This window comes from Pseudomonas fluorescens, assembly GCF_002837185.1.
GTDB classification, from domain to species: domain Bacteria; phylum Pseudomonadota; class Gammaproteobacteria; order Pseudomonadales; family Pseudomonadaceae; genus Aquipseudomonas; species Aquipseudomonas fluorescens_AM.
On sequence record NZ_KZ478034.1, the window covers coordinates 1 to 23411 of the forward strand.

Sequence of the window (23411 nt, forward strand, 5' to 3'; positions counted from 1 at the left end):
TTTGGGCGCTATCATAGCGCCCGATTGAAGTGTCCAAAATCATTAGGCCAGTTCAAGCCCCCTCCCACAGGGGATCTGCGCTTGACTGACTGGCATTGGGGCTTGCCCCCGATGGCCGCCTGATTGTCGCCATAAAATGAAACCTGGGCGCGCTGATTTCAATCCGCCATCTGAGCGTTTAAAGTGTCGCGCCTCGAGAATTGGATCTCGAGATTCAGTCCATGGAGTTTCTTGTGAAGTACGTCAGCAAAGTAGTTGCAGCAGCCGTTCTTGGTCTCACCCTGGCAGGTTGCACCGGCACCGCCATGAAAACCCAACAATACGACGCCAGCCAATACACCGTGCTCGGCCACAGCGAAGCCAGCGCCACCGGCATCATGCTGCTGGGCGTTATCCCGATCGGCCAGAACAGCCGCTTCGTGCGCGCTCAGGATGCAGCCATCAAGGCCAAAGGCGGCGACGCGATGATCAACACCCAAGTCCAGGAAAAATGGTTCTGGGCCTGGGTCCTCAATGGCTACACCACCAAGATCTCCGGTGATGTGATCAAGTTGAAAACCGCGCAATAAGTATCAGGTTGCCAGAGCGCTGAGCCTGGCAAGCGAGGTTTCATGGGCCTGACGCCAGAGGATGGCCCATGAACCTCGGTATCCGTTACGCCCGTCTCGCTGACGCTCAATCCTGAATCATTTCTCACCGCTGTGCGGGTTTGGGCAACGTCCTACACGCCTTGCAGAAATGCGGGGCTCCCGCTTGAAAATCACCATGCCTATAGTCACCCGGTCACTCATAGGGTGACCGGGTTTGGCGACTCGACGATAAATCGACAGAAATGTCCCAGCATATTTGCGGGATGCTTCTACGCGCAATAAGCTGCTCGACGGTAGCTGTGCGCGGGAGACCTTCGGGTCTGCCGGTTTTCCGATTGTCCCGGTTCGCCAACCTGCGTACAGCTGCCACCCTTTTGTTTGGCGACAAATGTGTGGCTGCTTTCCTCTGACAACCGGAGTTGCACATATGAACCACTACATAGCCCTCACCAACAACGACAGCGCCACCCCTGCCCTCTTTGTCGACACCACCGCGCCGCTGGAAATACTTCTCGACGCTGCAACCTATCGACTTCGCGCCGTTACCCAGGTCCTTGAGAACCTCGCACTACGCAGTGACATCAGCAGCGATGCTGTCGTACTCAGCGATTTCGCACTGCTTTGCTCAATACCGTTGCGCGACGGATGCGATTTGCTGGACGTCATAGGGCGGCGGATGGACATGCCTTGCGCCTGACCTGAATCGCCGGATTTTCAGATCGCAGAAATAACGAAGCCCCTGATTCTTCGCAGAATCAGGGGTTTGTTTACTTTTCAAGCTACCGCCGCACGCCTGGAGCGTTAAGGACCACCGATCTCCAGAGCACGCTCATCAGATCATGTACAAATCAAAAATCCTGTACAGTTTTTTTCGCTCATGACGATATAGATGGCAAGGTGCCATGGATCGGGCCCGCAACATCTACGAGTCCAATCTTCATGATTAATTTCTTCAAAATGCGCCGTGATCGTCGCGCTATTCAACAATTGGTGGCTGCAATCACCCGCCGGGTACCGCCACAAGTAGACGGGTGTGCTGAACGCGCTGCCGTGCTTGATGCCTGGAAAGCTTTTGACTCCCTCGATCGCGACGCCCAGTCCCGTCTACATGCGCTTGAGCAGGAATTGGAGGCCGCCCGTGAGCTGCTTCGCGAAGCTGCGTTGTCCGCGCATGCCCACGAGGTCCGATTTGATCTTGTGAACCGCGCCTCCAGCGAAGGGCTCTGGGATATGGAGGTCGTCGCCGGCGACCCGGTGAATCCCAAAAATCGCTTTTGGTGGTCTCAGCAACTGCGAAACCTTCTGGGGTTCAAAGATGAGCGCGATTTCCCAAATGTGTTAGCCAGTTGGGCTGACCGCCTGCATCCACAGGACAAGCAAGCCACGCTTGACGCTTTTGCCCGCCACTTGAACGATAAGTCCGGGCACACGCCGTATAAGGTAAAAAATCGCCTCGCGATGAAGGATGGTTCCTACCGTTGGTTCTATGCCCAGGGAGAAACCTTACGGGATGATCGGGGGATGCCTCTACGCGTCGCGGGTTCACTGCGTGATATCCATGATCAGCTTGAGCGAGACCAGGAGCACGACGTCATCATCACCCGATTTGAACTGGCCAGGGAGATGCTCTCGGACGGTTTGTGGGATATGGAAGTCATCGCGGGAGACCCGGTCAATCCAAAGAACCCTTTCTGGTGGTCTCCCCAGTTCCGGCGACTGCTTGGATTTGAAACGGTGGAGGAGTTCCCGGACGTTTTGGACAGCTGGGCATCCCGGCTACACCCGGATGATAAGGAACAAAGCCTCAACGCATTTGGTGCTCACCTGAACGACCGATCAGGTAAAACGCCCTTTGATATCGAGTATCGCCTGAAGATGAAGAGCGGTGAGTATCGGTGGTTCAGAGCGCGAGGTCAGACCCGGCGCGACTCCAGCGGCTCACCGCTTCGGGTAGTAGGTGCCCTTGTGGATGTTCACTTGCAGCATGAGCAGGAGGCGTTACGACACAAAGAGGTTAAGCACCAGCGGACGCTTGAGGACAACATCGCTCAATTGTCACAGATCGTCGGGACGATTCAGAGCATTGCGAACCAGACAAATCTGCTGGCACTGAACGCGGCGATTGAGGCCGCGCGCGCGGGCGAAGCGGGTCGTGGCTTCGCGGTCGTTGCAGACGAAGTGCGCAAGCTGGCAACGCGTACGACTGAAGCGACCGAACAAGCTGCCGGGATGATTGCTCGCTAAGTCCCGTTCTAGTAACGCTCACCACCCACGTTTGCCTACCTATATTTTCCCTACCCTGGTGCCTGCTGTCTAATCTGCAGCAGGCATCCAACGGCCATGAACGCGCGCATTCATCCCCCTCCCGTATGACCGAATAGAACGGCGGCCAGAAGCGCTGGCCACATTGTCGAAACCTTTTGCTGGCGGATACCTCAAAGGAAACGCGAAGAATCCGGCGCGGCCTTTCCGTGCCAAGCGACAAGGAATACGCCGTGCTCGAACATCTTGATCTAAATGCGCTGATCGCTGGCTACGGCTACTGGGTAATCTTCCTGGGCTGCCTGCTCGAAGGCGAGACCGTTCTTATCCTGAGCGGAATGGCTGCGCACCAGGGCACTTTGCAAGTGCTGCAGGTGATCGGGTGGGCCACTGCTGGCGGGATACTCGGCGATCAACTGCTATTTTGGACCGGACGTTATTCCGGGCAGCGCCTGCTGCCCAAACTCAAGCGTCACCAGTCAGCCATCAAACGGGTAGAGAACCTTATCCATCGCTATCCGACGACCTCGGTATTCACCGTGCGCTTTCTCTACGGCATGCGCCTGGTGGGGCCCATCGTGATCGGTGCCAGTGGACTATCGCCTTGGAAGTTTGCCCTGATCAATGTGCCAAGTGCGGCAATCTGGGCCACCCTGTTCGTCGGCGCCGGCTATTGGGCCGGCGAAGCATTGCAGCATTTCTTTGGCGACCTGAAGCCCTATCGCCTGCCGATCTTCCTCGCGGTGGTAGCGCTGGTGTCCCTGGCGGCAGGGGTGCGGTATTGGCGAAGACGATCCAGGGCGTCGCAGGGCTGAGGCGGGAGCTGCTGATGTAGCGGCTTGTCCGGGTGTGTCGACGCATAGCGCCTGTATGCCTGGATAAAGCGCTACAGAGTCCGGATGGGGGCAGATGGCGGGACAAAACCAGCAGGCACAAAAAAGCCCCGTAAAACGGGGCTTTTTCGTAACAATGTGGCGGTGAAGGAGAGATTCGAACTCTCGATACAATTTCTTGTATACACACTTTCCAGGCGTGCTCCTTAAGCCACTCGGACACTTCACCGTATCTCGGCAAACCAGTTCAGTCTGTCGAGGCGCGCTAATGTAGTCGAAAGCCTTTCTGATGGCAAAGGTTTTTTTCAGAATTTTCATGCGGTTAGACGGTTATGCCGGAACAGGGTCTGCGGGCGATGGTGATTGTGCCAATCTCGGGCATGAATTGGGATGGTCTACGCTGGCTGTTGTGCCCTGCTTCAGGCGCTCTGCTGCCGGCTGTGAAGCAAAAGCCTGACTGGGCAGTCAGTCACGGCGCTTTACCCGCGCGGGCGCGCTGGGTAACGTCTGCTGCATTCTTCCATAACAAGCCCTATAAGGAACCGCGTCATGAGTGAGTTGATTGCCTACCACCTCGAAGACGGTATCGCGACCCTGACCCTGAGCAATGGCAAAGTGAATGCCATTTCTCCGGCAGTGGTCAGTGCGTTCAATGCGGCGCTGGATCAGGCGGAGCAGGATCGGGCAGTGGTGGTCATCACGGGCACGCCGGGGATTCTGTCGGGTGGTTATGATTTGAAAGTGATGACGGCCGGCCCCAAAGAGGCCATCGGCCTGGTGACGTCCGGTTCGACGCTGGCGCGGCGCCTGTTGTCGCATCCGTTTCCGGTGATCGTGGCGTGCCCTGGGCATGCGGTGGCCAAGGGGGCGTTCCTGCTGCTGTCGGCGGATTATCGGATTGGCGTTGAGGGCCCGTTCAGCATTGGCCTCAATGAAGTGGCGATCGGCATGACCATGCACCACGCCGGTATCGAGTTGGCGCGCGATCGTCTGCGCAAGTCGGCGTTTCATCGCTCGGTGATCAATGCCGAGATGTTTGACCCGCAAGGCGCCTTGCAGGCGGGCTTCCTGGACAAGGTGGTGGCGCCGGAAGAATTGCACGCGGCGGCATTGGAAGCGGCGCGGCAGTTGAAGAAGATCAATATGAACGCGCACAAGCAGACCAAGCTGAAGGTGCGCAAGGCGCTGCTGGAGGCGTTGGACGATGCAATTATCCAGGATCAAGGTCACGTGCTGATGTAATGCCTGAACCTGCCGTGCCAAAGCCCGACCTTGAGTCGGGCTTTTTCTTACAGACAAAGCCGAAACAGCCCGCGCCGCTCTAGACAGGCGTTATCGGCCTATGTTGAAACATGCGCTTAAACATCGCCCATCTCCTACGTCTTTAGGGGCAATTGCCGAATACAGTGCACATCCGTACACTGCGCCACCTTTTGTCCCGATGGGTCGTGTCGATGCTTTTTCTGTTACGTATGTTGTTGATGGGCCTGCACTTTATGCTCGCCGGGATAGTGGGCGTGCTCATAGGGGTATGCCGCCCGTTCAATCCTGACAACAGTCGCCTCTGCGCCCGCCTCTATGCACTGCCCGCCATGTGGATACTGCGCTTGAAGGTGAGGAAGGAGGTCGACTCGCTGCTCAACAAGCCCGGCACCTGCGTGGTGATCGCTAACCATCAGTCCAACTACGATCTGTTTGTCCTCGGCACCGTGGTGCCGCACCGCACGGTGTGCATCGCCAAGAAAAGCCTGAAATGGGTGCCGTTGTTCGGCCAGTTGTTCTGGCTGGCCGGCAATGTGCTGATCGACCGCGGCAATGCGCACAAGGCACGCCGTGCCATGCTCACCACGACCCGGACCCTGCAGCATGAAGACACGTCCATCTGGGTATTTCCGGAAGGCACGCGCAACCTGGGCAAGGGTTTGTTGCCGTTCAAAAAGGGCGCGTTCCATATGGCGATTGCGGCGGGTGTGCCGATCGTGCAGGTGTGTGTCAGTAATTACGTCACGCATATGCGACTTAATCGCTGGAACAGTGGCGAGGTGCTCATACGTTCGTTGGCGCCGATTCCTACTGTGGGGATGACGGCGGACGACGTTCCGGCGTTGATGCAGGCGTGCCAGGCGCAGATGGATGCGTGCATTGCGCAGATGGATCGCGAGCTGCAAAGCGCTGGAGCGCCTGCGTCTTTGTGAGCCACAACGGAACGCCATTCACGCTAAGCTGCCCAACCTCTGTCCTATTGATAAGAAGTGATCAGCACCATGGGTAGAGTCGTTGCGGCCGCCGTTTACAGCGCCGGAAAGAAAGTCACGGATATCACCCTCGACGAAGGTGCGGCCTGGGCCGCCAAACCCGGCCACTTTGTGTGGATCGGCCTGGAAGAACCCAGCGCCCAGGAACTGAACAACCTGCAACGCCAGTTCAACCTGCATGAACTGGCGATCGAAGACGCCATGGAAAAACACAGCCGCCCAAAGCTGGAAACCTTCGGCGACGCGCTGTTTATCGTCACGTACTCACCGGTGCGCGAGAACGGCAAGCTGGAGTTTATCGAGACCCATATCTTCGCCGGCAATGGCTACATCATCACCGCCCGCAACGGGCATTCGGCGTCCTACGGTTTTGTGCGCCAGCGCTGTGAGGCACGTCCGTTGTTGCTGGAGCATGGGGAAGATTTCGTACTCTATGCCTTGCTGGATTTCGTCACTGAAAACTACCAGCCGGTCAGCGAAGCGATCCACGCCGAGATCGATGAACTGGAGCGCAATGTGCTGTGCAGTTCGCTGAGCGAACGCGATATCCAGAACCTCCACGGCCTGCGCCGCGACGTGCTGCGGCTCAAGCGCTATGTGGCACCGATGGTGGAAATCAGCCAGGAATTGCAGAAGCTGAGCTTTCCGTTTATCGACAAGAACATGCGCCCCTACTTCCGTGACGTGCAGATCCACGTCACGCGGCAAATGGAAGACCTGACCACCCTGCGCGACATTGCCAGTCAGACCATCGAGCTCGGCGTACTGCTGGAGGCTTCGCGCCAGAGTGTGGTGCAGCGCAAGTTCGCCGCGTGGGCGGCGATCCTCGCGTTCCCCACGGCGGTGGCGGGGATTTATGGGATGAATTTCCAGAACATGCCCGAGCTGCAATGGCACTACGGCTACTTTGCAGTGCTCGGGTTTATTGCGGTGGGCTGCACCAGCCTGTGGGCAAGCTTCAAGCGTTCGGGATGGCTTTAGGTGTGTGCGCCACAAAGCGCATCATCCACTCCGCCACGGTCGCACCGTGGTGGTCGCGCTCAAGGCTGGCCACGCCGTTGGTGTAGACCTTTTCGCCCAGGGTTGTCTGAAGAATCTCGAGCAATTCGCGGGAATAGTCCTGAACAAATTCCGGGTGGCCCTGGAAGCACAACACCTGGTCACCGATGTGATACGCCGCGATGGGGCAAAACTCGCTCGAGGCGATGACCGTGGCATTTTCCGGCAAGGTGGTGACCTGGTCCTGATGGCTGATCAACAGCGTCAGCTGCGGCACTTCCGGGCTCATCCAGGGCGCCTTGGCATCGAGTTTGTAATCGTGGATGCCCATGCCCCAGCCCTGGCTGGCGCGTTCGGTCTTGCCACCGAGCAGCAACGCCAGCAACTGGTGGCCGAAGCAGATACCCAACAGCTTGTCGCCGCGCTCATAGCGCTGCAGCACGTAGGTCTTGAGGGTCTGGATCCATGGGTCGGTGCCGAACGAGTCTGCCTTGCTGCCGGTAATCAGGTACGCGTCAAACACTTCGTCATCCGGCGGGTAATCACCCTGCACCACGTTGTACACCACAAACTCGGCGGCAATCGGCTGCCTGGCGAACAGGCGCTTGAACATCTGCCCGTAGCCTTGGTACTGATCGATCAGGCCCGGACGCAGGATATCGGTTTCCAGGATGCAGACGCGTAGCGACATAAAAAATACCTGACACGGCGATGGGAATATTGAACACCCCAGAGCGTGCCTTGAAAGGTACATGCAAAGCAAGCCCCCGGTTGATCAGCAAAAGGTTGCGCCTTGTGCCGCTTTCTCGAGCAACAACGCCGGTGGCGCGAAACGCTCTCCGTACTGCTCGGCCAGATAGCGCGCCCGGGCGATAAAATCGTTCAGGCCGTACTGGTTGATAAACTGCAGCGCGCCGCCACTCCACGCCGCAAAGCCGATGCCGAAGATCGAACCGATATTGGCCTCGGCGGTGGACAGCAACACGCCCTCCTCCACACAGCGCACGGTTTCGATGGCCTGGATAAACAACAGACGGTCGCGCACATCCTGGGGCGAAATCTGTTTATCGGGCTGTTCGAACCGCGTCTTGAGTTCGGGCCACAGGTGCTTCCGGGCGCCTGCCGGATAGTCATAGAAACCGCCCCCCGCGGCTTTGCCCGTGCGCTTGTGTTCGTTGACCAGCAGATCGATCACCGCCGTCGCCGGATGGGTCGGCGCTGCCTTGCCCTGCGCTTGCAGGTCTTTGGCGGTTTGCTGTCGGATATGGCTCATGAGGCTGAGGGACACTTCATCGGACACCGCCAGCGGCCCTACCGGCATACCGGCCTTGCGCGCTTCGGTCTCGATCATCGGCGCGGCCACGCCTTCGCCGAGCATGGCGATGCCTTCGTTGGTGAACGTGCCGAATACCCGCGAGGTGAAGAAGCCGCGGCTGTCGTTGACCACAATCGGGGTTTTCCTGATTTGCAGTACGAAATCGAAACCCCGCGCCAGGGTTTCGTCACTGGTGTGAGCGCCCTTGATGATTTCCACCAGGGGCATCTTGTCCACCGGGCTGAAGAAATGCAGGCCGATGAATTTGCCAGGGTCGGGCACCGCGCTCGACAGGCCGCTGATGGGCAATGTCGAGGTGTTGGACGCGATCACCGCGTCTGCACCGACCACGCGTTGCGCGGCGGCCGATACCCTGGCCTTGAGTTCGCGGTCTTCAAACACCGCTTCGATCACTAAATCACAGCCGGCCAGGTCGGCGACATCCTCTGTAGGGTGAATCCGCGCCAGGATGGTTTCCTGCTGCTCGGCGGTCAGTTGCCCACGGCTGACTTTCTTGTCCAGCAACGCCGCCGAATGGGCCTTGCCCTTCTCGGCAGCGGCCAGGTTGATGTCCTTGAGCACCACGTCGACACCCGCACAGGCACTGACGTAAGCGATGCCCGCCCCCATCATGCCGGCGCCGAGTACGCCGACCTTGCGCGTCACAGACCGCGCACAACCTTGTGGTCGTGAGCCGCCGGCGTTGATTTCATTGAGCTGGAACCAGAACGTGCCGATCATGTTTTTCGCCACCTGCCCGGTCACCAGCTCGGTGAAATAGCGGGTTTCGATCAGGTGCGCGGTGTCGAAATCCACCTGGGCGCCTTCCACGGCGGCGCAGAGGATTTTCTCCGGCGCCGGGAAACAGCCCAGGGTCTTGCTGCGCAGAATCGACGGCGCAATGGCGAGCATCTGCGCGACTTTAGGGTTTGACGGCGTGCCCCCGGGAATCTGGTAGCCCTTGTTGTCCCACGGCTGCCTGGCCTGTGGATTAGCCAGGATCCAGGCCCGCGACTTGGCCAGCAGCTCGTCGCGATCTGCCGCCACGTCATCGATCAGGCCCGCCTGCAATGCCTGCGCCGGCCGCACTTTCTGGCCTTCCAGCAGATACGGCAGGGCTTTTTCCAGACCCAGCAAACGCACCATGCGCACTACCCCGCCACCGCCCGGCAGCAGGCCCAAAGTGACTTCCGGCAAGCCGAGCTGCACGGACGTGTCGTCCAGCGCGATGCGGTGATGACAGGCCAGGCAAATCTCCCAGCCACCACCAAGGGCCGCACCATTGATCGCGGCCACCACCGGCTTGCCGAGGGTTTCCAGGCTGCGCAGTTGCGCCTTCAACACGCCTACGTCGGCGTAGAACGCCTTGGCGTGGGCTTTGTCGACCTGGATCAGCTCATTGAGGTCGCCACCGGCAAAAAAGGTTTTCTTGGCCGAGGTGATGATCACCCCGGCCAGGGTGTCCTTCTCCGCCTCCAGGCGCGCAATGGTGGCCGCCATTGCCTCACGGTAGGCCGCGTTCATGGTGTTGGCGCTTTGGCCGGGCATGTCGAGGGTCAGCACCACGATCTGGTCCTGGCCTTTTTCGTAACGAATGGCGTCGGTCATGACAGTGTCCTTGGGCTCAGAGGCGTTCGATGATGGTGGCGATGCCCATGCCACCACCGACACACAAGGTGGCCAGACCGTAGCGCTGCCGACGCACCTCCAGCTCATCGAGCAAGGTGCCGAGGATCGCGCAGCCGGTGGCGCCCAAAGGGTGGCCCATGGCGATCGAGCCGCCATTGACATTGACGCGGGCGGCGTCGATCCCCATGTCCTTGATGAATTTGAGCACGACCGACGCGAACGCTTCGTTGACCTCGAACAGGTCGATGTCCTCGACGCGCAGCCCGGCCTTGGCCAGCGCCTTGCGGGTCGCCGGTGCAGGGCCGGTGAGCATGATGGTCGGGTCGGTGCTGGTGACGGCCGTGGCGACAATGCGCGCCCGTGGCTGCAGGCCCAGTTCGCGGCCCTTGGCCTCGGAGCCGATCAACATCAGCGCGGCGCCATCCACGATGCCGGAGCTGTTGCCCGGCGTGTGCACATGGTGGATGCGTTCCACATGGCTGTAGACCCGCAGTGCGGTGGCGTCAAAGCCCATTTGGCCGATCATTTCGAAGCTGGGCTTGAGCTTGCCCAAGCCCTCAAGGGTTGAGTCGCCGCGAATGAATTCGTCATGGGCCAGCAGCACGATGCCGTTCTGGTCCTGCACCGCGATCAGCGACTTGTTGAAGGAACCGTCTGCCCGCGCCCTGGCGGCTTTCTGCTGGGACTGTAGGGCAAAGGTATCCACGTCCTGGCGGGTGAAGCCTTCCAGGGTAGCGATCAGGTCGGCACCAATTCCCTGAGGCGTGAAGTGACTGTGCAGGTTGGTTTGCGGGTCAAGTACCCAGGCGCCACCGTCGCTGCCCATCGGCACGCGGGACATGGATTCGACGCCGCCGACCACTACCAGGTCTTCAAAACCGGAGCGTACTTTCATCGCCCCCAGGTTTACGGCCTCCAGGCCCGAGGCGCAGAAGCGGTTGATCTGCACACCGGCGACGCTGACGTCCCAGTCCGCGACCAGCGCGGCAGTCTTGGCGATATCGGCGCCCTGATCGCCCACCGGGGTGACGCACCCGAGGACGATGTCATCCACCTGGCGGGTGTCGAGGTCGCTACGCTGCGCCAGTGCGGTGAGCAGGCCGGCGACCAGGTTCACCGGCTTGACGCTGTGCAGGGCGCCGTCGGCCTTGCCCTTGCCACGGGGCGTGCGTATCGCATCAAAGATCAAAGCTTGGGTCATGATGTCCTCGAACCACAATGGGCGTATGCCCTTACCTTAGGCCCGATTGACACGGTTTCAATGACGGATGCGCTCAATGCTTTTGACCCCCTCGCTCGGACGAACGGTAGGCAGCTATGGGAAACCCCGGGTTAATCGTTTTAGCTGTCTAGCCTTGGGGTTGGCGCCAAGATGGCACTAGGCCTCATGCCGTTTTAAGCAGGAAACGTAATGAGTTGATATGAAATGGATCTATGCGCCGAAGAACGAGGGCTCTAAGGTGGAATCTGTAAGAAGCTGCTGCCGGGTTTTGCTGGAGCGGCTGTAAGAAAAGTGTCACGCCAGATCGCGATACTGAATTAACCGGCACGCATTTGACGCTCAGGAATAACAACAAAAGGCAGTCAGCCATGTTCAAACATTCGAAAGTACGTCAGGCGGGACTTATTCTGTTCGCCACCACATTGATTCTGATCTTGCCCAATTTAACCAAGGTTATCGGGTGACGACGCACGCTACCTGTTGCGTGCACCCACAGCATCGGGACTGCAGCTTTTGGCAGCACCTGCCGGGACAATGCGTATAGCGGTCCCGCTGCGGGGGCTGTCTTTTTGCGTGCGGATTTGAGGTATCGTGCCTCTCTCGCCACTTCAAACCCGGGCTCCCCCTTGAAATTGATCCTCGCCTTTGTTGCCCTGCTGCTGGCCTTGCCCGCGTGGGCGGCGCAATTGACCGTTGAACTGGACCACGCCAGCAAGACCTGGCAGACCACGGACCTGCTCAAGCACCCCGACGCGCAGACGGTGCAGATTGTCGATGATGTTTCCTACAAGCGCACCATGACCTATCGCGCAGTGCCCCTGGCGGCGCTACTGCCGGGCCTGACACCTGGCAGCCATCTGCAAGCGGTCGCCCTTGACGGTTTTGCCGCCGAACTGGCCGCCGCGCCGCTGTTGGAAAAAAACGGCGCCCGCGCCTGGCTCGCGGTGGAAGACCCGGCCCACCCCTGGCCCTCGCTGGGGGATGGCAAACCGAGCGCGGGGCCGTTCTACCTGGTGTGGACCGACCCGCAGGCAGGGCATGTCAGCCCGGAGCAGTGGCCCTTCCAGATCTCCAGGATCAAGCAATTACAGACGGTCGCCGATCGCTTCCCCGCCTTGTTACCCGACCCGACGTTGCCGGCGGATGACCCGGTCAATCAAGGCTTTGCGCTGTTTCAGAAGAACTGCCTGGCCTGCCACCGCCTTAATGGGGCCGGTGATGCACAGGTGGGGCCGGATCTGAATATTCCCTACAACCCCACTGAATATTTCAGCGGCGATTTCCTCAAGCAGTACATTCGTGACCCACAAAGCCTGAGGCACTGGCCGCAGGCGAAGATGCCGGCGTTTGCGGTCAGTGTGTTGCCGGACGACGAGTTGGATCTGCTGGTGGCGTACTTGCAGCATATGGCGGGGCGCAAGCAACAGCCTTGAGGCTTGCGCAGATCAAAATGTGGGAGGGGGCTTGCCCCCGATGGCAGGGGGTCAGACACAGATGCTGTGACTGACACTCCGCCATCGGGGGCAAGCCCCCTCCCACATTTGAACTGCGTTCAGTCGCTGATTATTGTTGCTGGACAGAGATCACCGGGGTCGGCGCCACGAACACCTTGGCATGCATCTGCTCATGCCCGCCTCCACGGCGCATGCCGCGCACCGGGCAGGCATCCAGATAGTCCAGGCCCACGGCCAGCTTCAGGTGCCGCTCCGGCCGGGCCAACTGGTTGGTCACATCGAAACTGTACCAGGCGTCGTCCAGCCAGGCTTCGGCCCAGGCATGGCTGGCCAGGTGCGTGCTGTCTTCGGTGTACAAATACCCTGATACATATCGCGCCGCAATGCCCAGGCTGCGCGCGCAGGCCAGGAACGCATGGGTATGGTCCTGGCAGACGCCCGCGTGGCCGGCGAAGGCTTCGGCCGCGCAGGTGTCGACTTGGGTGGCGCCCGGCGTGTAGCGCATCGATTGGTTCAAGGCCTGCATCAGGTCGATCAAGGCCGTGCGGTCGCGCCGCTGATGGCAGTGCTGCCGGGCAAAACTGCGCAGGGCTTCGTCGGGCTCGGTCAGGCGCGTGCAGCGCAGGAACGGGAAGGCCGATTGGCTCTCGTGTTCGGCCTCGAGCAGCTCGTCGATATCCACCTGGCCACGGGCGCCGATAATGATGGAGTCGTGAGGTTCGTCCAGCGTCAGCACATGCAGGATGTTGCCGAACGGGTCCAGTTGCGCCCGCACAGGGCGCGGCAGGTCGAGCTGCCAGTTGAGCACGTGCTGGCGCTCGCTGTCGTGGGGCGTCAGGCGCAGATACTGAATGCTGGCGCGCACCTGATCTTCGTAGTGGTAGGTGGTTTCGTGGCTGATGGAGAGTCTCATGCCGCCTCCAGGTGGGAACAGTTTTTAAGCAACACAGATCAATCCTCGACCACCCAGGTGTCTTTGGTGCCGCCGCCCTGGGACGAGTTGACCACCAGCGAACCTTCGCGCAGCGCCACGCGGGTCAGGCCACCGGGCACTACGCGGGTTTCCTTCCCGGACAGCACGAACGGGCGCAGGTCGATATGCCGTGGGGCGATGCCGTTTTCAACAAACGTCGGGCAGGTGGACAAACACAGGGTGGGTTGGGCGATGTAGGCGTGGGGCTTGGCCTTGATGCGTGCGCGGAAGGCTTCGATTTCCACCGCCGTGGACGCCGGGCCCACCAGCATGCCGTAGCCGCCGGAGCCTTGGGTTTCCTTGACCACCAACTCGGGCAAGTTGGCCAGGACGTGGGACAATTCGTCGGGCTTACGGCATTGAAAAGTCGGAACGTTCTGCAGGATCGGTTCTTCATCCAGGTAAAAACGGATCATCTCGGTGACGAAGGGGTAGACCGATTTGTCATCCGCCACCCCGGTGCCGATGGCATTGGCCAGCACGACATTGCCCGAGCGGTAGGCGGCCAGCAGGCCCGGCACGCCGAGCATCGAGGCCGGGTTGAAGGCCAGCGGGTCGAGAAATGCATCATCGAGACGGCGGTAGATCACGTCCACCCCTTTGGGCCCGTCGGTGGTGCGCATGAACACGCGATCATCGCGCACGAACAAATCGGCGCCTTCGACCAACTCCACGCCCATTTCCCTGGCGAGGAAGGCATGCTCGAAAAACGCACTGTTGAAGCGCCCCGGGGTCAGCACCACCACGCTGGGGTTATCCAGGGGGCTGGCGCTTTTCAGGGTGTCGAGCAACAGGTTGGGGTAATGATCAATCGGCGCGATACGCTGGGCCGCGAACAGCTCCGGGAACAGGCGCATCATCATCTTGCGGTCTTCGAGCATGTAGCTGACGCCGCTCGGCGTACGCAAGTTGTCTTCCAGTACGTAGTACGTGCCGTCGCCATCGCGAACGAGGTCGACCCCGGAGACGTGGGAATACAGATCACGGTGCAGGTCCAGGCCCTGCATCGCCAACTGGTATTGCTCGTTGGCCAGTACCTGTTCGGCGGGAATGATCCCGGCCTTGATGATGCGTTGTTCGTGGTACAGGTCGGCGAGGAACATGTTCAGCGCCTTGACCCGCTGGATACAGCCGCGCTCGACCGTTCGCCATTCGCTCGCCGGGATGCTGCGGGGGATGGTGTCGAAGGGAATCAAGCGCTCGGTCCCCTGCTCGTCCCCATACAGCGTGAACGTGATCCCTGCACGATGGAACAGCAAGTCAGCCTCGCGCCGACGCTGGGCCAGCAGTTCAGCAGGGGTGTCGGCCAACCAGCGGGCGAACAAGCGGTAATGAGGCCGGACCTGCCCTGCTCCATCGTACATTTCATCGTAATAAGTGCGAATCATGCCGTACTCCTTGTCACCCGGACGCAAGGACCTTCGCAAGGCCCGTGCCAGCGGCATAAACACTTAAAAATCAAAAAGCTGCACTACTAGGGAATTTTCACTGCACCGTCCTGGTGCGCGGCATGACCGGAGCCTGGACGCACGCTTCATGGCAATGCGACCTCTGACTATCAACAGCATAGTCAGAGTTGATTTCACTGCCCGCCTACACCTGCGGATAATCGTCTCCATCAGCTGAAAAGGACATGTCCTACAGCTAAACCCTCTGCACAGCCAGTACCGTGTCAACTCGTGTATTGATCAGCTCCTCGATCTTCCCTTTCAGCCACCCTATTCGGGTGGCTTTTTTTTGGGTGCACGCACAGCGCGATGCAAGTGCCGAACACTTACGGCAGCCCAAACAAAATCGGCCGACCCAGAGGTCAGCCGATGCGCTGTGTTGCTCATAAACGCTACATGGGTAACCCACGCACCTCCTGCTTGACGCCCCAGCCTTCGATGATCCCGCCAAGCGGCTCTACCACTGCCTCAAAGTCCTGCTCGAAGTCTCCTATACCGTCGTAGGTTGCAGACATGATTTTGCTCAGTTCCAGGTACCAGGCACCGTCGTCGCGTGCGCTGACCTGGGCGTTCAGCGATTCTCCACGAAATCGACCCGCAGCCTTGCGCGCCCGTTCTTCATCAGGAAAAATGGCGTAGAACTCGATGGGGTGAAAGCGTGAGAAGTCGAAGCCGCCTTCTTTCATGCGACGCAGAACGTTGGTGCTGATGTCTTCTTGATAGGCTGTGCTCATGAAACGTCCTCCTCAGACTGATGGATAGACTTTCCGTGCTTCCTGAAGCCCGCGCGCTACTGGCGCGGGTACCACGGCAATGACGACCGCAGGAAAACAAGCATGTAGCTGACAAGACCAGACCTTAGCGATTGATTCGCTGATCTCGATTGCAGAGTAGCGCGAAGCTACCACCTGCACCAGAGGCGCAAGGATGGCGTATAGGGAATATTCAGGCGGCGGGTTCGACCTTGAGGTCTTTGATACCATTTTGGTCGTGCAAGCTCTTGACCGTCGGCTCGGGAACACGATCGGCAAGATCGTTGAGGTCCAACTTTTCCAATACCGGCGACACGCGTACCCGCACCATCTGTGCAGCCTCTTCCAGCGTCGGCTCATGATCGCAGTCAAATTGCTCGACTACCGGCTCACCACGGTCATTGATGAAAGAAATGTTCCACTTCGGCATCGGTGCCTCCTCGATAAAACCCATGTGTGGGCTCACATCTATCTGGACCTTGAGGGTTTACCAAACGTTCCACTCAAGACAGGAGGCACAGGATTCGCCGCGTTTACTTCTCGGCGTGTTCCTTCAGGGCTTTCAAGGTGTTGAACGGCGCGTCCACCACAAACTTGTTGGCCAACCACGATGGCACACTGCCGCCTGGCTCGGTGTGCACCTGGTAGGTCACTTCGGTTTCGTTGGCGCTTTTGGGTACCAGCGTCCAGGCACCTTCCACCTGGGCGACTCGAACATAGCCTTTTTCTTCGGGCTTGTAGGTCGGTACGCCTTCCAGTTTGCGGGTGACGGTGCCGTCAGCGGACTTGGTGGTGGTGACATGGATATACGAATCACGGTCCGTCACCGGGAACGGCGCCTTGAACTGGGTGTAGGTCCAGGCCTCATCGCCTTTCTTGTCGACGAGCTTTTGCGATTTGCACTCATGAATCCACTTGCAGGCGCCCGCTACATCCTCCTGCAGCGCAACAATCTTCGCCACGGGTGCCTTGATCACCGTCACCCCGCGATAGGCCTTGTACTTGGAACCGGCCACTTCACTCAGGGATACCTTGATCCCGTCCTCGTCCTTGGCCACTTGCCAATCCTCGGCCTGGGCGGCGCCAGCGAACATCATTGTAAAACCGCAGACCACAGCCATTCGTTTCAGCGAACCCATCGATGTATTCCTTATTGTTGAAGTTCCGATAGTAAAGCCCATCAAGCCGCCGTCATCTGCTCCCACCAGCCGATCAAGCGGATCGCGTCGGTCTGGTCGGTGCCGCAGACGTCGATATCTGCCTTGAAATCGCTGCACACCGCCGGCCGCTCCGGTTGACCGAACAACTGGCACAGTTGTTCGACCGACAAGTGCAGGCAGCGAACGCCGGCAGGTTTGCCCTGGGGCATTCCCGGCAGCGGCGAACTGATGGAGGGAGCGATGCAGCAGGCGCCACAGCCTTCACGGCATTTCATGACCAGCAGGTCCTCGACGACTCAATGGGATGGCCGGGCTAGAGTACGCCCTTAAACAGCCGTTTTAAAATGGTCCAACAGGGGTTTTTCGCACAAAACCAAGGTGACTGACCAGTCTGCGACAGATGGTCGGGGCCGTGGGTCACTGGGACAGAACGTTTATTGCTTGAATTCGAAATCCAGCGCGGCACCTTCCACATCACGCCGTTCTTCGTTGCGCAATTGCAGCTTCATCTCGTTGCTGAGCAAGCGGCCATTGATTTGAAACGCGCTGTTGTCGGAAGGTTTGTCACCGAACATGGGCGGCAATAACGGCACGCTCTTGGGTTTGGGCATGGTGCCGATGGGTTGCAACAGCCTGACCATGTCCGATGGCAGGGAAAGGTCCAACTGTGCCGGTGGCAGTTTGGTCTGGGCGACTTCACGAGCGGACTTGGACTTGCTCGCAATCGGTGCGCGCTTTTTTGACTTGGCGGTTTTTTTCTTCGTCTGTGGCGCTTTCTTTACCGCTGCCGGTTTTTGCGCAGCAGCATTCTGCTCGGCGCTTGCGCCAGGCTGGGATTGCTTGACGGGCGACGCCGCCAGCGCAGTGCCAACGTTGCACAGGCTTAACAAGCCAACCATCCAGACAGCGCGAAAAATAGAGTTCATATCGCCAACAGCATTAACGGCAGAAGGCCATATGCTCGCTTGTTGTGCGGGGCATGACAAGCACGCAGATCAATCTTGTCCCCATTGCCCCGCTCAAAAGCCCGCCGCCGTCTCCTGGCACAACTGGCTGGCAAGCATGCCCAGGGTCATCAGCGCACGCTCTGCCTCGCGGTTCCACGGGGTGCCGCAATTGAGCCGGATACAGTGGTTGAACTGCTCCGTATTACTGAAAATCAGCCCCGGCGCGATACTGATGCCCTGTTGCAGGGCGCGCACGTGCAGTTCCTGGGTATTGACCCTTCCTGGCAAACTGACCCACAAAATAAAGCCGCCGGTCGGGCGTGTCATCTGTGTGCCTTCGGGGAAATACTGCTGCACCGCCAGTTGAAAAGCGCTGAGGTTCTTGCGGTATTCCTGGCGGATGTAACGCAGGTGCCGGTCGTAACCGCCATTCTCCAGGTAAGCGGCAACGCCCATCTGGGTGACGCTGCACGCGGAGTGGGTGCTGAACATCTGCAAACGCTGGATTTCCTGCTGGTACTTGCCGGCAATCATCCAGCCGATGCGCACGCCGGGGGACAAGGTCTTGGAAAAACTCGAGCAATAGATCACCCGGTCAAGACGGTCATAGGCTTTCAGGGCCTTGGTGCGGCCCAGTTCGAACATCAGCTCGCCGTAGATATCATCCTCGACGATCTGGATATCGAAATCCGAGGCCAGGCGCAGTAACTGTTTCTGCCGCTCTTCGGGCATGGTCCCGCCCAACGGATTGCTCAGGCGCGTGGTCAGCACCAACGCCTTGATCGACCACTGGTTGGCGGCCAGTTGCAGGGCCTCAAGGCTCATGCCGGTGGCCGGGTCACTGGGGATCTCGATAACCTTGAGGCCCAGCAGGTCGGCCAGTTGCAGCAAGCCGTAATAGGTCGGTGACTCGGCGGCGATCAGGTCGCCGGGGCGCGTCAGCACGCGCAGGGACATTTGCAACGCATCGACGCAGCCGTGGGTGATCACCACTTCGCTGGGGTCCACCACCACGCCGGCATCGCGCATGCGAATCGCCACCTGACGGCGCAGCGGTTCAAAGCCCGGGCTGAACATGTAGCTGAAAGCGCGCGGGCTCTGGAAGCGCGTGACCTTGGCCAGTTGCTGGTGCAATGCCCGTACTGGCAGGTAATCCACACTCGGCACCGCCGCGCCCAGGGGGAATACGCCTTCGCGCCGCGACTCGACCAGCACTTGCTGGATGATGCTGCTGCGGGTGACCAACCCCGGACGTTCAACCCGCGCGATATCCGGCGTCGGCGCCGTGAGTGCCGGTGTCTGGTGCACGTAATAACCCGATTGCGGCCGCGCCCTGATCAGCCCCTGATCTTCCAGGTTGGCATAGGCCTGCAGCACCGTGGCATGGCTCACGTTGAGCTGGGAGCTCATCTTGCGCACCGAAGGCACGCGCTCCCCCGGCTGATAAACACCACGCCGGATGTCCTCAGCCAATTGCTGGGCAATACGTTGGTAGAGCAACAGATTGGTCATGACGCAGCACTCGATTTCACGGGCATTTTATTTTTGTGTGAAACATACCGGCACAGTTTAGAAGTGTACGGGGACAGTTGCCACAATAGTCGAGCACGGGCCGCAGTGACAGAAAAAACTGTAAGGGCGTTCACCTGACGAAATGCGGGAGGGGGCTTGCCCCCGATAGCAGTGTGTCAGTCAGAAATGCTCCAACTGAACCACCGCTATCGGGGGCAAGCCCCCTCCCACATTCTGATCTGCGCCGGGCGCTTAGCGAGCGGCGCCCAGTTGGCCTTTTTCGTCGGAGAACACAATTTCCACCCGGCGGTTCTGCGCACGGCCACGTTCGGAAGCATTGGCCTCCACTGGGTACTTGTCGCCATAGCCCTCGACCTGGATACGTTTTTCGTCGATTCCCAGGTCAATCAGCACATCTGCCACCGACTGGGCACGGTCACGGGACAGGTTCAGGTTGTCGCGTTCGCCCCCGGTATCATCGGTGTAGCCCTCGATACGCACCTTGCGCCTGGGGTTCAGCTGCAGGAACTGCACGACCTTCAACACTGTACGGTTGGCCGAATTCTGCAACTCGGCTTCGCCGGTATCGAACAAGACATCGCCCAGGGTCATCACCAGGCCACGGTCGGTCTGGGTGGTCAGGCTGGCGATTTGCTGTTCGACCCACTTGCCCTGCTGCTGCACGCTGGCCAACTTGCTTTCACGCAAGGCCAATTGCAGACGCTGGCGTTCCAACTCGAGTTTGGCAAGGCGCTCGGCGTTCAGTCCCTGCTCGGTGTGTTCGCGGGCGATGGCACTGTAGCGTTGGCTCAGGTAGGCGTAATGCACCACGTCGGCGCCGCTGCCCCAATAGCTGGACAGGCGATCGGCTCGCGCCAGGGACTCCCCGGCGCGGATCACATCCTTGGGCGCGAAACGCAATACATTGGCGTCTTCCTTGACCAACTGAAAGTCACTGCCGGCCTGTTGCAACGCCTGCTCGCTACTGGGCTGGCTGGCACAGCCGCCCAGCGCCGCAGCGCTGAGCAGCAACGCCACACTCACACTGCGGATCATTGGGCTTCTCCCAACTGCAACTGCTTGCGCAGGCGCGCGATGCGAGTGTTGACCACATTCAATTGTTCCTGGCTCTTGCCCGTCAGCACTTTGGCCTCGGCCAGGCGCGCATCCAGCTCAGCCTGTTCGGCGCGCATGCGTGCATGTTTGTAGGACTGGTCGGCCATGTTGCTTTGGGCTCTGGCGAATTTTTCTTCGGCCAGTTTCAGTTCGGGCGATTCGTCGGTATTGGCACCGACTGCGTTGGCTTGCTCCAGGGCTTGCTGGGTCAGGCGCATTTGTTCGGTCGGCGCAGGATCGGTGGCACATCCCGCCAGGGCGACAACGGCCAGGGCCGCGAAAAGAGGTCGAAGAGTCACTGAAAATCCCTACTTTGTTGGGGTACCGACGGGTTGTTGCAATTGCGCCTTCCAGCGCTCGAGATTGCGCTGCAACGCGGCTTCCGCGGCACCGGACGCGGGCAATTCTGTCATCTTTTTAGCCAGCTGTCCGCGCAGCCACGGATCATTGCAGGCCGAATTGTGGGATATGGCCAGGTACAGGCCGGGCTGGTCGATCGGTATGTCGCGCGCGATCAGGTCATTGTTCATGCCCAGGGTCTGGGCCATCGCCATGCCGGAATAGCGGCTGGCGAGTACATAGTCAACCTCCCCCAGCAACAGCTTCTGGAAGGCTGGCGTCAGGCTGGGCAGACGCTGCAAGGTCAATTGCTCACCGGCAAAGGTATCAAACCCGGCACTCAGGCGAGCGCGCTCCGAGGCGGCCCCCTTATGGCCATGCAAGTCGGCAGCGGTGGTGTAGACCAGGGGCGAGTCCTTGCGCGTCCACACCAGATAATCGATCTGCATCAACGCCGGGTGTATGTAGTCGAGGTTTTCCAGCTCGCCGAGATTCAACGGCGCATCGGCGAGGATATCCATGCGTCCGCTGCGCACTTCGTCCAGGGCCTGGGAGCGCTTGCCGCCGTAAAGCAGGTCGATCTTCAGGCCCAGGTCCGTGGCTACGTGTTGCAGCACATCGGCGGTGGCGCCGATCAGGTGAGTCGGGTCCTGCGGGTCGCGCCACAGCAACGGCGGTGCATCCGGGCTGCCGGTAATGACCAGGCGCTCGCACTTGCCGGCCGCCAGCGACAAGGTCGGCAGCAGCGTAAAGCCCAGCAGCGGGATCAGGGAACGCAGTTGCATGGCGAGGAGCTCCTACACGTCAAAAAAAAGCCCGGTCACAAGACCGGGCTCTTTATAAGTGAAGCGACTGGATTAGACCAGCTTCTCCAACTCGGGTACGGCTTCGAACAAGTCCGCCACCAGGCCATAATCCGCCACCTGGAAGATCGGTGCTTCTTCGTCCTTGTTGATCGCAACGATCACTTTGGAATCTTTCATACCAGCCAGATGCTGGATCGCGCCGGAGATACCGACGGCAATGTACAGCTGTGGCGCAACGATCTTGCCGGTCTGGCCGACCTGCATGTCGTTGGGTACGAAGCCTGCGTCAACGGCTGCGCGGGAAGCGCCGACCGCCGCGCCCAGCTTGTCGGCCAGGGCGTACAGGTGCTTGAAGTTGTCACCGTTCTGCATGCCACGGCCGCCGGAAACGACGATCTTGGCAGCGGTCAGCTCGGGACGGTCCGACTTGGCCAGCTCTTCGCCAACAAAGCTGGAGGTGCCGGCGTCGTGGGCAGCAGCGACGGCTTCAACGGTGGCCGAACCGCCTTCGGCGGCCACCGGGTCGAAACCGGTGGCGCGTACGGTGATGACTTTGACCGCAGCGTTGGACTGCACGGTGGCAATGGCGTTGCCAGCGTAGATCGGGCGCTTGAAGGTGTCGGCGCTTTCGACCGAGATGATCTCGGAGATCTGGTCAACGTCCAGCTGCGCGGCAACGCGTGGCAGGATGTTCTTGCCGTTGGAGGTGGCGGCAGCCAGGATGTGACTGTAGCCGGCGCCAAGCTCTGCAACCAGCGGCGCAACGTTTTCCGGCAACTGATGCGCGTAAGCGGCGTTGTCGGCGTTGAGCACTTTGCTCACGCCAGCGATTTTCGCGGCGGCTTCAGCCACCGGGCCAGCGCCCTGACCCGCTACCAGCACGTGGATGTCGCCACCGATTTTAGCGGCAGCGGCCACGGTGTTCAGGGTGGCCGGGGCCAGCACCTTGTTATCGTGTTCGGCGATTACGAGGATAGTCATGATCAGATCACCTTCGCTTCGTTTTTCAGTTTCTCGACCAGTTCAGCCACCGACTTGACCTTGATGCCCGCGCTGCGTGCAGCCGGCGCTTCGACTTTGACGGTCTTGTTGGTGGAGGCGGTGGAAACGCCCAAAGCATCCGGAGTCAGCACTTCAAGCGGCTTCTTCTTGGCTTTCATGATGTTTGGCAGGGACGCATAGCGCGGCTCGTTCAAACGCAGGTCGGTGGTGACGATGGCCGGCAGTTTCAAGGAAACCGTCTGCGCGCCGCCGTCGATTTCACGGGTGACCGCAACGCTGTCGCCACTCACTTCGACTTTCGAAGCGAAGGTGCCCTGGCCGTAACCGGTCAGTGCAGCCAGCATCTGGCCGGTCTGGTTGTTGTCGCTGTCGATGGCTTGTTTGCCAAGGATCACCAGCTGCGGCTGTTCCTTGTCGACAACGGCCTTGAGCAACTTGGCCACGGCCAGTGAGGTCAGCTCTTCGGCGGACTCGACCAGAATGGCGCGGTCGGCGCCCAGTGCCAGGGCGGTGCGCAATTGCTCCTGGGCAGTGGTCGGGCCGATGGAAACCACGACGATCTCGGTCGCCACGCCTTTCTCTTTCAGGCGTACGGCTTCTTCCACGGCGATTTCACAGAATGGGTTCATCGACATCTTGACGTTAGCAAGGTCGACGCCGGAATTGTCCGCCTTGACGCGAACTTTCACGTTGTAATCGACAACGCGTTTGACAGCTACAAGAACCTTCATGGATTCCTCGTTACTCTCCGGTGAAAAGAAAGTCGCCTAGGCGAACCTGGCGGTTGATGCTCATCG

Annotated in this window: 23 protein-coding genes, 1 tRNA gene and 2 pseudogenes; 9 read left to right on the forward strand and 17 right to left on the reverse strand. The window is 59.8% G+C overall.

What is annotated here, in order from left to right:
* The first annotated feature begins 233 nt into the window (after positions 1 to 233).
* The 5 genes and pseudogenes from CIB54_RS25955 (at position 234) to CIB54_RS25970 (ending at position 3667) form a co-directional block, all read left to right on the forward strand.
* Positions 234 to 569: a hypothetical protein gene (locus CIB54_RS25955; protein ID WP_065937034.1), complete on the forward strand. Its 336-nt coding sequence runs from the start codon at positions 234 to 236 to the stop codon at positions 567 to 569.
* A gap of 448 nt (positions 570 to 1017) precedes the next feature.
* On the forward strand, positions 1018 to 1287 hold the full coding sequence (locus CIB54_RS25960) for a short-chain dehydrogenase (protein ID WP_065949856.1): 270 nt from the start codon (positions 1018 to 1020) through the stop codon (positions 1285 to 1287).
* Between the two features lie 533 nt (positions 1288 to 1820).
* Positions 1821 to 2552: pseudogene (locus CIB54_RS28090) on the forward strand (PAS domain-containing protein); the annotation flags it as partial.
* Between the two features lie 48 nt (positions 2553 to 2600).
* Positions 2601 to 2825: pseudogene (locus tag CIB54_RS28095) on the forward strand (methyl-accepting chemotaxis protein); the annotation flags it as partial.
* A gap of 260 nt (positions 2826 to 3085) precedes the next feature.
* Positions 3086 to 3667 carry a DedA family protein gene (locus tag CIB54_RS25970; RefSeq protein WP_101221366.1) on the forward strand — a complete coding sequence of 194 codons (582 nt, stop codon included), beginning with the start codon at positions 3086 to 3088 and terminating at the stop codon, positions 3665 to 3667.
* 157 nt (positions 3668 to 3824) lie between these two features.
* Here the strand turns inward: CIB54_RS25970 and CIB54_RS25975 are convergent.
* Positions 3825 to 3914, reverse strand: a tRNA-Ser gene (locus tag CIB54_RS25975).
* Between the two features lie 320 nt (positions 3915 to 4234).
* Here CIB54_RS25975 and CIB54_RS25980 point away from each other — a divergent pair.
* From CIB54_RS25980 to CIB54_RS25990, 3 genes are all read left to right on the forward strand, one after another.
* Positions 4235 to 4927 (forward strand): crotonase/enoyl-CoA hydratase family protein, encoded by a 693-nt coding sequence (locus CIB54_RS25980; protein WP_065895451.1) that lies wholly within the window; start codon positions 4235 to 4237, stop codon positions 4925 to 4927.
* Between the two features lie 212 nt (positions 4928 to 5139).
* Positions 5140 to 5880, forward strand: coding sequence for a lysophospholipid acyltransferase family protein (locus CIB54_RS25985; protein WP_101221357.1), 741 nt, complete (start codon positions 5140 to 5142; stop codon positions 5878 to 5880).
* A 69-nt stretch (positions 5881 to 5949) separates the two neighbouring features.
* A complete protein-coding gene (locus CIB54_RS25990) occupies positions 5950 to 6921 on the forward strand; it encodes a magnesium and cobalt transport protein CorA (protein WP_065949884.1) in 972 nt (323 codons plus the stop codon).
* Here the strand turns inward: CIB54_RS25990 and CIB54_RS25995 are convergent.
* The 3 genes from CIB54_RS25995 to CIB54_RS26005 all read right to left on the reverse strand — a co-directional run bounded on the left by CIB54_RS25995 (position 6899) and on the right by CIB54_RS26005 (position 11084).
* Positions 6899 to 7630, reverse strand: coding sequence for an amidotransferase (locus tag CIB54_RS25995; RefSeq protein WP_101221358.1), 732 nt, complete (start codon positions 7628 to 7630; stop codon positions 6899 to 6901). The genes CIB54_RS25990 and CIB54_RS25995 overlap by 23 nt on opposite strands.
* An 84-nt stretch (positions 7631 to 7714) precedes the next feature.
* Positions 7715 to 9862, reverse strand: a complete 2148-nt coding sequence (locus CIB54_RS26000) for a 3-hydroxyacyl-CoA dehydrogenase NAD-binding domain-containing protein (RefSeq protein WP_101221359.1) — start codon at positions 9860 to 9862, stop codon at positions 7715 to 7717.
* 16 nt (positions 9863 to 9878) lie between these two features.
* Positions 9879 to 11084, reverse strand: coding sequence for an acetyl-CoA C-acetyltransferase (locus CIB54_RS26005; protein ID WP_101221367.1), 1206 nt, complete (start codon positions 11082 to 11084; stop codon positions 9879 to 9881).
* Between the two features lie 647 nt (positions 11085 to 11731).
* Here CIB54_RS26005 and CIB54_RS26010 point away from each other — a divergent pair.
* Positions 11732 to 12538: a c-type cytochrome gene (locus tag CIB54_RS26010; RefSeq protein ID WP_101221360.1), complete on the forward strand. Its 807-nt coding sequence runs from the start codon at positions 11732 to 11734 to the stop codon at positions 12536 to 12538.
* Between the two features lie 130 nt (positions 12539 to 12668).
* On the opposite strand, the gene CIB54_RS26015 is transcribed toward CIB54_RS26010, so the two are convergent.
* The 13 genes from CIB54_RS26015 to CIB54_RS26075 form a co-directional block, all read right to left on the reverse strand.
* Positions 12669 to 13472 carry a transglutaminase family protein gene (locus CIB54_RS26015; protein ID WP_101221361.1) on the reverse strand — a complete coding sequence of 268 codons (804 nt, stop codon included), beginning with the start codon at positions 13470 to 13472 and terminating at the stop codon, positions 12669 to 12671.
* A 38-nt stretch (positions 13473 to 13510) separates the two neighbouring features.
* Positions 13511 to 14920: a circularly permuted type 2 ATP-grasp protein gene (locus tag CIB54_RS26020; protein ID WP_101221362.1), complete on the reverse strand. Its 1410-nt coding sequence runs from the start codon at positions 14918 to 14920 to the stop codon at positions 13511 to 13513.
* A 452-nt stretch (positions 14921 to 15372) separates the two neighbouring features.
* On the reverse strand, positions 15373 to 15714 hold the full coding sequence (locus CIB54_RS26025; RefSeq protein ID WP_101221363.1) for a ribonuclease E inhibitor RraB: 342 nt from the start codon (positions 15712 to 15714) through the stop codon (positions 15373 to 15375).
* A gap of 211 nt (positions 15715 to 15925) precedes the next feature.
* The gene (locus CIB54_RS26030) at positions 15926 to 16186 is read right to left on the reverse strand and encodes a hypothetical protein (protein WP_065949865.1); all 261 of its coding nucleotides are present in this window, start codon (positions 16184 to 16186) and stop codon (positions 15926 to 15928) included.
* 79 nt (positions 16187 to 16265) lie between these two features.
* Positions 16266 to 16871: an START domain-containing protein gene (locus CIB54_RS26035; RefSeq protein WP_101221364.1), complete on the reverse strand. Its 606-nt coding sequence runs from the start codon at positions 16869 to 16871 to the stop codon at positions 16266 to 16268.
* A 41-nt stretch (positions 16872 to 16912) separates the two neighbouring features.
* Complete coding sequence (locus tag CIB54_RS26040) at positions 16913 to 17167, reverse strand: YkgJ family cysteine cluster protein (RefSeq protein ID WP_065949867.1); 255 nt, start codon at positions 17165 to 17167, stop codon at positions 16913 to 16915.
* A 159-nt stretch (positions 17168 to 17326) separates the two neighbouring features.
* Positions 17327 to 17818, reverse strand: a complete 492-nt coding sequence (locus CIB54_RS26045) for a translation initiation factor 2 (protein ID WP_065949868.1) — start codon at positions 17816 to 17818, stop codon at positions 17327 to 17329.
* Between the two features lie 93 nt (positions 17819 to 17911).
* Positions 17912 to 19351 (reverse strand): aminotransferase-like domain-containing protein, encoded by a 1440-nt coding sequence (locus CIB54_RS26050; protein ID WP_005790467.1) that lies wholly within the window; start codon positions 19349 to 19351, stop codon positions 17912 to 17914.
* A gap of 252 nt (positions 19352 to 19603) precedes the next feature.
* The gene (locus CIB54_RS26055) at positions 19604 to 20407 is read right to left on the reverse strand and encodes an OmpA family protein (RefSeq protein ID WP_065949869.1); all 804 of its coding nucleotides are present in this window, start codon (positions 20405 to 20407) and stop codon (positions 19604 to 19606) included.
* Positions 20404 to 20766, reverse strand: coding sequence for a DUF4398 domain-containing protein (locus CIB54_RS26060; RefSeq protein ID WP_065949870.1), 363 nt, complete (start codon positions 20764 to 20766; stop codon positions 20404 to 20406). The genes CIB54_RS26055 and CIB54_RS26060 overlap by 4 nt, the downstream gene beginning before the upstream one ends.
* Positions 20767 to 20775: 9 nt before the next feature.
* Positions 20776 to 21591 carry a substrate-binding periplasmic protein gene (locus CIB54_RS26065; RefSeq protein WP_065949871.1) on the reverse strand — a complete coding sequence of 272 codons (816 nt, stop codon included), beginning with the start codon at positions 21589 to 21591 and terminating at the stop codon, positions 20776 to 20778.
* Between the two features lie 72 nt (positions 21592 to 21663).
* Positions 21664 to 22593: an electron transfer flavoprotein subunit alpha/FixB family protein gene (locus tag CIB54_RS26070; RefSeq protein ID WP_065898126.1), complete on the reverse strand. Its 930-nt coding sequence runs from the start codon at positions 22591 to 22593 to the stop codon at positions 21664 to 21666.
* 2 nt (positions 22594 to 22595) lie between these two features.
* Positions 22596 to 23345 (reverse strand): electron transfer flavoprotein subunit beta/FixA family protein, encoded by a 750-nt coding sequence (locus CIB54_RS26075; RefSeq protein ID WP_024076934.1) that lies wholly within the window; start codon positions 23343 to 23345, stop codon positions 22596 to 22598.
* Between the last annotated feature and the right edge of the window lie 66 nt (positions 23346 to 23411).